Origin of the sequence: Nonomuraea sp. NPDC059023 (genome assembly GCF_042740095.1) — a bacterium.
Lineage (GTDB): Bacteria > Actinomycetota > Actinomycetes > Streptosporangiales > Streptosporangiaceae > Nonomuraea.
This window is the reverse complement of sequence record NZ_JBHYIO010000019.1, coordinates 31,454-41,595: the sequence shown is the minus strand read 5'-3', so window position 1 is coordinate 41,595 and position 10,142 is coordinate 31,454. Positions and strand designations below refer to the sequence as shown.

The 10,142-nt window shown below is 71.5% G+C and carries 11 protein-coding genes; 3 read left to right on the top strand and 8 right to left on the bottom strand.

Translation table 11 applies throughout. From position 1 onward, the window contains the following. Positions 1-641 precede the first annotated feature (641 nt). The 3 genes from ACFWYW_RS29820 to ACFWYW_RS29810 all read left to right on the top strand — a co-directional run bounded on the left by ACFWYW_RS29820 (position 642) and on the right by ACFWYW_RS29810 (position 3,510). Positions 642-1,517: a hypothetical protein gene (locus ACFWYW_RS29820; protein WP_379614229.1), complete on the top strand. Its 876-nt coding sequence runs from the start codon at positions 642-644 to the stop codon at positions 1,515-1,517. A gap of 574 nt (positions 1,518-2,091) precedes the next feature. Beyond that, positions 2,092-3,087, top strand: a complete 996-nt coding sequence (locus ACFWYW_RS29815; protein ID WP_379614225.1) for a hypothetical protein — start codon at positions 2,092-2,094, stop codon at positions 3,085-3,087. A 285-nt stretch (positions 3,088-3,372) separates the two neighbouring features. After that, positions 3,373-3,510 carry a hypothetical protein gene (locus ACFWYW_RS29810; protein WP_379614223.1) on the top strand — a complete coding sequence of 46 codons (138 nt, stop codon included), beginning with the start codon at positions 3,373-3,375 and terminating at the stop codon, positions 3,508-3,510. Here the strand turns inward: ACFWYW_RS29810 and ACFWYW_RS29805 are convergent. Genes ACFWYW_RS29805 through ACFWYW_RS29770 form a run of 8 tightly spaced genes read right to left on the bottom strand, consistent with a single transcriptional unit; the run spans position 3,489 to position 10,098 of the window. Beyond that, entirely contained in the window at positions 3,489-5,093 is a 1,605-nt protein-coding gene (locus ACFWYW_RS29805; protein WP_379614221.1) for a putative PEP-binding protein, read from the bottom strand. The genes ACFWYW_RS29810 and ACFWYW_RS29805 overlap by 22 nt on opposite strands. Further along, the gene (locus tag ACFWYW_RS29800) at positions 5,086-5,364 is read right to left on the bottom strand and encodes an HPr family phosphocarrier protein (protein WP_379614219.1); all 279 of its coding nucleotides are present in this window, start codon (positions 5,362-5,364) and stop codon (positions 5,086-5,088) included. The genes ACFWYW_RS29805 and ACFWYW_RS29800 overlap by 8 nt, the downstream gene beginning before the upstream one ends. 12 nt (positions 5,365-5,376) lie before the next feature. Then, complete coding sequence (locus tag ACFWYW_RS29795) at positions 5,377-6,372, bottom strand: zinc-dependent dehydrogenase (protein ID WP_379614217.1); 996 nt, start codon at positions 6,370-6,372, stop codon at positions 5,377-5,379. Next, positions 6,369-6,785 carry a PTS sugar transporter subunit IIA gene (locus ACFWYW_RS29790; RefSeq protein ID WP_379614215.1) on the bottom strand — a complete coding sequence of 139 codons (417 nt, stop codon included), beginning with the start codon at positions 6,783-6,785 and terminating at the stop codon, positions 6,369-6,371. The genes ACFWYW_RS29795 and ACFWYW_RS29790 overlap by 4 nt, the downstream gene beginning before the upstream one ends. Then, positions 6,778-7,086 carry a PTS lactose transporter subunit IIB gene (locus tag ACFWYW_RS29785; protein WP_379614213.1) on the bottom strand — a complete coding sequence of 103 codons (309 nt, stop codon included), beginning with the start codon at positions 7,084-7,086 and terminating at the stop codon, positions 6,778-6,780. Before ACFWYW_RS29785 ends, ACFWYW_RS29790 begins: the two co-directional genes overlap by 8 nt. Further along, a complete protein-coding gene (mtlA, locus tag ACFWYW_RS29780; RefSeq protein WP_379614211.1) occupies positions 7,083-8,168 on the bottom strand; it encodes a mannitol-specific PTS transporter subunit IIC in 1,086 nt (361 codons plus the stop codon). Before mtlA ends, ACFWYW_RS29785 begins: the two co-directional genes overlap by 4 nt. Before the next feature lie 2 nt (positions 8,169-8,170). After that, complete coding sequence (locus ACFWYW_RS29775; RefSeq protein ID WP_379614209.1) at positions 8,171-9,340, bottom strand: 1-phosphofructokinase family hexose kinase; 1,170 nt, start codon at positions 9,338-9,340, stop codon at positions 8,171-8,173. After that, the gene (locus ACFWYW_RS29770; protein WP_379614207.1) at positions 9,337-10,098 is read right to left on the bottom strand and encodes a DeoR/GlpR family DNA-binding transcription regulator; all 762 of its coding nucleotides are present in this window, start codon (positions 10,096-10,098) and stop codon (positions 9,337-9,339) included. The genes ACFWYW_RS29775 and ACFWYW_RS29770 overlap by 4 nt, the downstream gene beginning before the upstream one ends. Between the last annotated feature and the right edge of the window lie 44 nt (positions 10,099-10,142).

Sequence of the window (10,142 nt, the reverse complement as noted above, 5' to 3'; positions counted from 1 at the left end):
GCGGTCACACGCCAGTGCTGCGGGATGAGGGGTAGTGGCAGGGGCTGGCAGTCGTGGCTGTTTCTCTGCAGGCGCTTGTGCGAGGACACAAGAATGGCGTTCATTCGCGCCCCAAGATCGTTGAGATGGTATCGGCGCGAGCGTTGGAACTGGCCGATGGAAGGCTCGCGCGGGGTTCATGGGTGGGCAAATCTTTCGCCACTGCCAGCCGCGCTGGAATTGTGGCGCGCGACTGTGCGAGTTATTCAATGCCCGCGCGGAGCAAACGGACAACTTCTTTGTTCTCGGCAATACGGCCAGAGCAGGCCTTGTCCCGTGAAGACGGACATGCCGTCAGGCGCGGCGCCGGTCGATGAAGAAGTCGCAGGCGAATTAACTGTGGTAATCGGCGGCTGATTAAGGCAAAGCCTGTGCCCACATAGTTCAACGTCGTCGGATGGGGCCGAGACGCGGTGATAGAACTTTCCCGGTAGCTCGGTCGCGATAGCGCTTTGTGCGGTGTCCACAGGGCGCACGTCGCGGCATTCGGAGTAATCGGTTCGTAGGTCATGCGTAATCGCGAACACGTCCGATCACAGCCCGGAAAGGCAATCATGAATCGCATAGTCAAAAGCACGGCCATAGCTGTGGCCTGCCTGGGAATGGCAGCGGCGCTGGCCGGACCCGCCATGGCCGCGGCCAGGAGCGGCGGGGACCCGCTCGGCGGCCTCCTCGGCGGAGGCGGCGGCGGCAGCCTGCTCGGCGGGAAGGGGCAGAACCCGCTGATGTCGCTCACGAGCCCGCTCGCGGGGCTCACCCAGAGCAACAACCCGGTGGACGGGCTCACCCGTTCCGCTGACGGCACGGCCCGTTCCGTGGAGGGCGCGGCGCGCCTTCTCCCCCAGGGGACCTTCCGTAACGGCCTGCCGCTGAACGAGGCCTCCAACGCCGCCGGTGTGGAGCACCGCGACCCGCTGGCGCCGGCCCTCACCGGCGCGGCGAGCTCGCCGCTGGACTTCGCGCTGCTGGACGGGCGCGAGGTCGTCGGTCTTGAGCACCAGGACGAGCCGGTGCCGGGTGTCGTCAGCTCCCTGACCGGGCGCGCCGACGAGATCCTGCACGCCCCCGCGCTCGAGCCCGCCGCCGAGGCGGCGATGCCGCAGATCACCGAGCGCCTGTCCGGTCACGCCGACCACGCGGCGTTCATGACGAAGACCGCCGCCCACCAGGTCGGCTCCGTCTCCGCGCACGATCTGCTCAGCGGCCCGAACGCGGCGCTCAGGTCCGCGCTGCCCGAGGCGGTGTCCACCGAGCTGGCTCCCATCGTGGGCAGCCCCGAGGTCAGGCAGCCGATGGCGCAGCGCGCCGCCGGCCCGCGGACCGACGTCCCGCTCGACGAGATCGCCCCGCTCGTCGAAGGCCCGCTCGCCGCGACGCCGCTGGCGAAGTCGAAGGGCGCTCCTGAGGCTGTGGGAGACGCGCTGGGGGCCTCGGTCCCGACGACCGGCGCCGTCGGCGACATGGCAGCGGCTCACTAGAGTCACTCCCTGGTGCGCTGAAGGAACCACAGGCCCTTCGCCGCACAGAGCAAGCAGCCCCCCATCCGTCTTCCGCACCCGTCCGGCGTCATGGTGCCTTTCGCCGGGCGTGAACAGATCGGCTGCGGTCACGACCTGCCCGCGCCGCTGTGCGCGGTGGGATCTGACCTGGTGACGTCGATGCCCTCGCTGTTGGAGGGGAACGGGAACATCGGCGCCACGAACTGCTGTGTGGCGTGACAGCTGCGTTCCTGACAGCGCAGCCCGCCGAGCGAGGTGATGGTGCCCGCTTCACCCGAGCCCGGTGGTTTGGCTCACGTGGACAACCGCCGACGGCCGTGCCCGAGCACGGCCGTCGGCCGTCGCGTTTCCCAGGGAAAATTAGCAGAATGCCCGATATAGCTTCTTTCTCCCGCGCAAATCCTCTTTCCTGACAGCGTCCATACCGTGCTTTTCCCATGGCGCCATTGCCCGAGGGTATGACCCGTCGGGGCGCCAGAGACGGAGATGTCGGACTAAGTCAATAAGCGCCCTGAAGATGCATCGCGTACGGCAAGCGAGGAGCGGGGCGGGAATGCGGAAAGTGCTCAGCAGGATCGGTAAAACCGCGGCGGCGGCGGGAATCGCCGCCTTTTGGCTCCTGCCACCCGGCGTGGCCACGGCCAGCCAGAGTTTCGCCGTCGACCTCACCACGGACGGCGTGAGCCAGTTCAACGTCGCCCACACCACGCGTGGCCTGCGACTCGGCCCCCAGCTCGCGGCCACGGCCGCCGAGGGCGAAGAGCGCCAGGGCTTCTACGTCACCACCGCGATCGGCACACGCTCCCTGGCCAACCGCATCCGGCCGATCATGATGGCCGAGACGCCGCCGGGCGCGGACGTCATGCTCGAACTGCGCGGCCAGACCCGCTCCGCCCGCTGGACGGAGTGGCGGGAGGCCAGGCAGGGCTCCGACGAGGTCGTTCTGCCCGCCTCGTCCACCCAGCTCCAGGCCAGGATCACGCTGACGCAGCGCGGCGCCGGCCAGGGCCCGGAGGTGTACGGCCTGCGCCTGCTGGTCGTCGACCCCGCCCGAGGCCAGCCCCCGGCCGAAACCGAGCCCGCCCCCAAGCCGCTGACCAGCCGCGTCTTCGCCACCCGGATCGGCCAGATCGGCGACAAGACCGCCAACGGCCACACGATCGGCACCACGGACCGCTTCGTCGCCCTGCCCTCAAGGCGGGCACTGAACGCCAACACCACGGAACGCGCCTACGAGGTCAAGATCTGTTACGCCACACGCTGCGTCGTCGCGCCGATCTGGGACGTGGGCCCGTGGAATATCCGCGACGATTATTGGAACGCCGCCGCCACCCGCGATATGTGGGCGGATCTGCCGCAGGGAAAACCCCAGGCACAGGCGGCATATCTCGACGGATACAACGCGGGCCGCGACGACAGGTCGAGAAAGGTGCGCAATCCGGCGGGCATAGACCTGGCGGACGAGCTTTTCTGGCAGGACCTCGGCATGACCACGAATGACTGGGTCGACGTCACATATCTGTGGACGGACGTGGAAGCGCTGCTGTGAAACAGGGAGCCCGGCACGACGCCGGGCTCCCCCATTTTCTTTCTGCGGACGGGGGAACCATCCAGAGTGGCGGTGGGGGCCACGCGGAAAACGGTAGAGCACGGCGGATCCCGCACCGGTCCGTTTTGCGATCCCTTGAGGCGCGGTATTCGTTCTGTTGACCGTCGGGACAGTTGCTGGCCATGCTGCGTGAGCAGCGGACCACCACGCTCGCCGCCCTGCACGACCTCAACGCCGCGGCGACGGTCTGCGATCGGCTCCACGTCCTGCACGAAGGGGCGGATCGTGGCCCCGGGGCCGCCGGCGGAGGTGCTGACGGCGGCGCTGCTCGCCGAGGCGTTCGGGGTGCGGGCGGAGGTGGTCGCGCATCCGCTGCCGGGCGGGGTGCTGATCGCCTTCGATCACACGACGCCGGTGGCGTGATCCCGCTGTAGCGCGGCTGCCGCACTGGCCCGGCACTCCTCCAGGGTGTGCCCGGCCAGCGCCTCGCGTACGGCGGGGACGCGGACGGCGGACATGGACAGGCTCGTCACGCCCAGCCCGACCAGGACCGGCGCCAGGCGCGGGTCACCGGCGGCCTCGCCGCACACCCCGACGGGCTTGCCCGCGCCACGGCCGGCCGCCGCGCACATCTCCACCAGCCTGAGCAACGCGGGCTGCCAGGGATCGAGCAGGTCGGCCAGGGCGGGATGCTGCCGGTCGGCGGCGAAGGCGTACTGGCCCAGGTCGTTGGTGCCGATGCTGAGGAAGTCGACCTCGGCCAGGATCGCCTCGGCCAGCAGCGCGGCGGCGGGTACCTCGATCATCACGCCCACGCGGCGCACCCCGGCCGCGCGCGCCCGCCCGGCGAAGCGCGCCGCCTCCGGCGGGGTGCTGACCATGGGCGCCATCACCGAGGGTTCCGCGCCGGTGGCGCGGGCCGCCTCGGTGATGGCGGCGAGCTGGGTGTCCAGGACGTCCGGCCGCAGCCGGTCCACGCGCAGGCCGCGGATGCCGAGCGCCGGGTTCGGCTCGGCGGGCAGGTCCAGGAACGGCAGCGGCTTGTCGGTCCCCGCGTCCAGCGTCCTGACGATCGCGTCGGGGACGGCCTTGAACACCGCCGCGTACGCGGCCACCTGCTCCTCGAAGCCCGGGGCCGTCCTGCGATCCAGGAACAGCAGCTCGGTACGGAACAGCCCCACCCCCTCCGCCTCCGGCGCCAGGTCCCCGGCCGAGCCGATGTTGAGCAGCAGCTTGACCGGATGCTCGTCGGCGGTCCGGCCGGGTCCGCGGCTGTGGGCGAGCCTGGCGCGCTCGGCCTCCGCCCGGCGCCTGATCTCCTCGGCGGCCGGGCCGTCGAGGCCGGTATGGATCTCGCCGGTGGCGCCGTCGACGCTCACCAGCGTGCCCTCCTCCAGCGTGCGGGCGCCCGCGCAGGCGACGACGGCGGGAAGTCCTTTGCCACGGGCCAGGATCGCGGTGTGGCTGGTCGGCCCGCCCTTCTCGGTGACCAGCGCCAGCACGTCGTCGCTCAGCCCCGCGGTGTCGGCGGGGGAGAGGTCCTCGGCCACCAGCACGAACGGGTGGCCGGGGTCGGGCACGCCGGGCATCGGCAGGCCCAGCACCGCGGCCACGGCGCGGTTACGCAGGTCGTCGAGGTCGGCGGCACGCTCGGCGAAGTACCCGCCCGCGGCGACCAGGGCGGCGCGATGGCCGGTGAACGCCGCGTCGAGGGCGTGGGCGGCGTCCATGCCGCCGATGACATGCTCCTCGGCCGCCCGCAGCAGCGTGGGGTCGGCGGCCATCATGGCCTGCGACTCCAGGATGTCGCGGGCCTCGCCACCGGCCCGGCCTGCCCGCCGGTCGAGCTCGGCCGCGACGGCCGACAGGGCGGCCGCCACGGCGGCGGTCCCGGCCTCGGTGGACAGCGGCGGACCGGGAGGCGGGAGCGCGGGCGCGGCGGCCATGAGGAGGACGGGGCCCGCCGTACGCCCCGGGCTGACGCCTAGTCCCCGCAGGTCAGGCATCTGCGGCGTCCAGGTCGCGAGCCAGCATGGCGGCCAGCGCGTCCAGGGCGGACTCGCCCTCTGGGCCGTCGGCGGCCGACAGCGTCACCTCGGTGCCCTGGACCGCGCCCAGCGACAGCACGCCCAGCATGCTGTTGGCCGGGACCTCCTTGCCCGACCCGACCCGGATCTTGACGGGCACGCCCAGCTTCATCGCCGCCTGGACGAACAGCTTGGCCGGTCGCGCGTGCAGGCCCGCCCGCGCGGCCACGGCCACCGTACGCTCTGCCATCTCACTGCTCCTTCACGGCTCGATCGTGACCTTGATCGCCTCGCCCCTGCTGACCAGGGCGATCGCCTCCAGCACGTCATCCAGGCCCAGCCTGTGGGTGATGAGGTCGGCGACCGGAACCTGTCCTGAGGCGATCAGGTCCAGCGCGCGGGCGTTGTGGGCGGGACTCGACCCGTTCGCCCCGACGATGGTCAGCTCCCGGTAGTGCACGAGGTTGGAGTCGCACCGGATGATCGGGTCGTCCTTGGGCAGGCCGCCGAAGAAGCTGATCCGGCCCTGCCTGGCCGCCATCGTCAGCGCCTGCTCCTGTGCGGCCCCCGAGGCGGCCGCGGTGATCACCACGTCGGCGCCGCGCCCGCCGGTCAGCTTGAGCACCTGATCGGCGGCGTCGTCGTCGATCACCGCGTCGGGCTCGACCAGGGCGGCGGCCTTGGCCAGGCGGTCGGCGTTCACGTCGACCAGGAAGACCCTGGCCGCGCCGCGGGCGCGCGCCAGCCGTACGTGGAGGCAGCCGATCGGACCCGCGCCCATCACCACGACGTCGTCCCCGCCGGACACCCGCGCCAGCTCCTGGCCGTTGAGCACGCAGGCCAGCGGCTCGGCCACCGAGGCCTCGGCGAAGGACACCCCGCCGGGGATCGGGTTGACGCCGCCGACGGCGACGACCTTGTCGGGGATCGCCATGTACTCGGCGAAACCGCCGTCGTAGTGGTAGCCCATCGACTCCTGGTTCGGGCAGACCGTCATCCGGCCGCGCCGGCACTCCGCGCACGTGCCGCAGGGGATGGCCGCGATCACCTGGACGCGTTCGCCCGTGCCCACGACCTCCCCGGCGATCTCGTGGCCCATCACCCTCGGCGGCGCGATGTGGTGGTGGCCGTGCTTGTAGATCTTCGCGTCGGTGCCGCAGGTCGAGCAGTTGCGCACGCGGATCACCAGGCCGCCCTCGGGGCGCGGGGCCTCTTCGATCCTGATGTCGCCTGGGGCGTGGAAACGGGCGACCTTCACGTGAGCTCCTTCATGACGGTCTCGACGTCGGGGGCCTCGCGCAGCGTGCGGGCCCGATCGGGATCGAGCAGGATCTCGGCGAGTTCGGCCAGCAGCGCCACGTGGCCGTCGCCCTTGGCGGCGATGCCGACGCAGAGCGTGACCCGCTCGCCGTCCCAGTCGATCCCGGCGGGGAAGCGGAGCACGCAGATCGCGTCACGCAGCACGTGCTCCTTGGACATGCCGTGCGGGATCGCCACGCCCTCGCCGACGTAGGTGGAGATGGAGCGCTCGCGCTCCAGCATCGCCTCCACGTACGGCCGCGCCACCGCCCCTGTCTCCACCAGCACCTCACCGCACCGGGCGACGGCCTCCTCGCGGGTCGCCGCCTTCTCGTGCAGGAGTACGGCTCGCGCCTCCAGCACCTCACGCACCGACGGTCCCGCCCTTCTTGATGGTCTCGACGAGCCGGGTGACGGCCGGATCGCCGAGGAAGATCTGGAAGGGGATGATGACCTTCCCCGGCGCCCCCGCCCGGGCGCGGGCGGCGAGCCCCGCGTGGGTGAGCACCACGTCGGCGTCGTCGGGGATGGAGTTGACCGGCGTGTGCTCCACCAGGACGCCGGTGCCCTTGAGCTGCTTGCGTACGGTGGTGGCGAGCATGACGCTGCTGCCCATGCCGGCGTCGCAGGCGATCACGATCTTGCGGATGTCCTTGCTCTCGATGCTGCTCATGCCGTTGCGACCTCTTCCTTCTCTTCTTCCTTCTTCTCGCCCCGCCCGAAGCCGAGCAGGAGGGCGGCGATGACGAAGCTGGCCGCGGTCGACAGCAGGATGCCCGCCCCCACTCCGAGCCAGCCGCCCCTGGGCGTCACCGTGAGGTAGGCGAAGATGCTGCCCGGCGAGGGCGGCGCCACCAGGCCGGAGCCGGTGATCATGAACGTGAAGATGCCGACCGCGCCGCCCGCGATGACCGCGAGGATCAGGCGGGGCTTCATCAGCACGTACGGGAAGTAGATCTCGTGGATCCCGCCGAAGAAGTGGATGATGATCGCCGCCGGGGTGGTGGGCCGCATGACCCTGGGGCCGAAGAACATGAAGGCCAGCAGCAGGCCGAGCCCCGGGCCCGGGTTCGACTCGAGCATGAACAGGATGGACTGCCCGGTCTTGGCCGCCTCGGCGACGCCGAGCGGGCCGAGCACGCCGTGGTTGATCGCGTTGTTGAGGAACAGCACCTTGGCCGGCTCGATGAGCAGCGAGGCGGCGGGCAGGAGGCTGTTGCCGATCAGCCACCCGACCGCCTCGCCCGCGGCGTCGGTGACGACCTTGACGATCGGGCCGATGCCCCAGGCGCCGAGCAACGCCATCGCGCCGCCCACGATGCCGGCGGTGAAGTTGTCGACCAGCATCTCGAAGCCGGCCTTGGTGCGGTCCTCGGTGAACCCGTCCACCAGCTTGAGGACGTACGCGGCCAGCGGGCCGATGATCATCGCGCCGAGGAACATGGGGATGGTCGCGCCGACGATCAGCCCGACCGTCGCGACCGCGCCGACCACCGCGCCACGCTGGCCGTGGACCATCCGGCCGCCGGTGTAGCCGATGAGGATCGGGAGCAGGGTGCTGATGATCGGGGTGACGAGCTTGGCGAAGTCCTCGTTCGGCAGCCAGCCGGTCGGGATGAACAGGGCCGTGATGAGGCCGAAGGCGATGAACGCGCCGATGTTCGGCATGATCATGCCCGCTAAGTAGCCTCCGATGCGCTGGATGGTGGCCTTGACGCCGGTCCCGGTGACCGGAGGGGTGTAGGTGTCGGCCATGGTTACTCTCCCAGGGGGGTGGACGGATCTGCGGGAAGCAGCCGGACACGGTCGCGGCGGATGTCGGAGGGGTGGGGCATGCGGCTCCCGGGCAGCTCCACGGCGGCGGCGGCCCAGGCCAGGGCCTCGCGTAACGCGCGTTCGCAGGCGACCGGGTCGGCCAGGAGCGCGTCCCCCGGGGAGCCGTACGGCCGGGCGGAGCGGGACGGGCCGGCTGTGCCGGACACGTCGGCTGCGCCGGACAAGTGGGCTGAGCGGGGCAGGTCGGCTGAGCCTGACCGGTCGGCTGCGCCGGACAAGTCGGCTGAGCGGGACAAGTCGGCTGAGCGGGACGGGCCGGCTGAGCGGGACAAGTGGGTTGTGCGGGGCGGGTGGGCTGTGCGGGAGAGGTGGGCCAGGAAACCGGCCAGCATGGCGTCGCCGGCGCCCACCGTGCTGCGGGGTTCTTCGACGCGGCAGTCGCCGTACCAGACACCGTGCTCCGCGACCAGGACGGCGCCGGCCGCGCCGAGGCTGGCCAGCACCGAGCGCGCGCCGGCGGCGCGCAGCTTCTCCGCGGCCTCCACGGCGTCGCCCAGGCGGGTGATCGGACGGCCGGTCACGTCGGCGAGCTCGTCGCGGTTGGGCTTGACCAGCGCGGGACCGGCGGCGACCGCGGCCATGAGGGCGGGGCCGCTGGTGTCGACGGCCACGTGGATGCCCGCGCCGGCGAAGCGGCGGCAGAGCACGGCGTAGACGTCCTGGGGGACCGACGGCGGCAGGCTGCCGGAGGCGACCACCCAGTCGGCCGAGTGCGCGGCGGACAGGACGGCCTCGGCGACGGTGTCGAGCTCGTCGGCCGACAGCGCGGTGCCCGGTTCATTGATCTTGGTGACGGTGCCGTCGGGCTCGGCCAGGGCCACGTTCGAGCGGGTGGCGCCCCTGACCGGGACCATCACCATCTCCAGGCCCTCGTCGGCCAGGAGGTGGACCAGCCGCCTGCCCTCGTCGCCGCCGAACGGCACCACCGCGCACGAGACGACGCCGTTGGCGAGGAGGGCTCGGGAGACGTTGACGCCCTTGCCGCCGGGGTCGAGCCTGGCCGCTCCGGCCCTGATCACCGCGCCGCGGGTCAGTTCGCCGACCTCGATGGTGCGGTCGAGGCTCGGGTTGAGCGTCAGGGTGAGGATCATGCGCGGACCACCTCGAGCCCCGCCTGCGCCAGGTCCGCGGCGGTGGCCGGGTCGAGGCCGGTGTCGGTGATCACCACGTCGATCTCGTTCAGCGTGGCGAAGCGGGAGAGGTAGGTGTTGGTGAACTTGGTGTGGTCGGCGAGCAGCACGCTCCGCTCGGCGGCCGCGATCATCGCCCGCTTGATCGCCGCCTCGGCCGGGTCGGGCGTGGTGAGGCCCTTGGCGACCGAGCAGCCGTTGGTGGCCATGAACGCCACGTCCACGTGCAGGTCGGCCAGCGGGCGCAGCGCCCAGTCGTCGACCGTGGCCAGCGTACGCCCGCGTACCCGGCCGCCCAGCATGATCACGGTGAGGTTGGCCCGGGTGGCCAGGACCGTGGCCAGCGGCGGGGAGTTCACGACCACGGTCAGTTCCCGGTCGGCCGGCAGCACCTGGGCCAGGCGGCCGGTGGTGGTGCCCGCATCGATGATCACGGAGCCGTCGTCGGGCAGTTCGGCGAGGGCGGCCTTGGCGATGCGTTCCTTCTCGGCGGTCATCACCTCGTCGCGGGCGGCCAGCGCGGGCTCGAAGCCGAGCCGCTCGACCGGGATGGCCCCGCCGTGCACACGGCGCAGCACACCGGCCCGCTCCAGCACGGTGAGGTCGCGGCGGACGGTCTCCGTCGTGACGTCGAAGCTCTCGGCCAGTGCCACGACGTCCACGCGACCGGCCTCGCGCGCCCTGCGCAGGATCTCCTGCTGGCGCTCCTCGGCGTACATGCTGTTGGTTCACCGCCGTTTCCATGTGGTTTCACTTTGTTTTA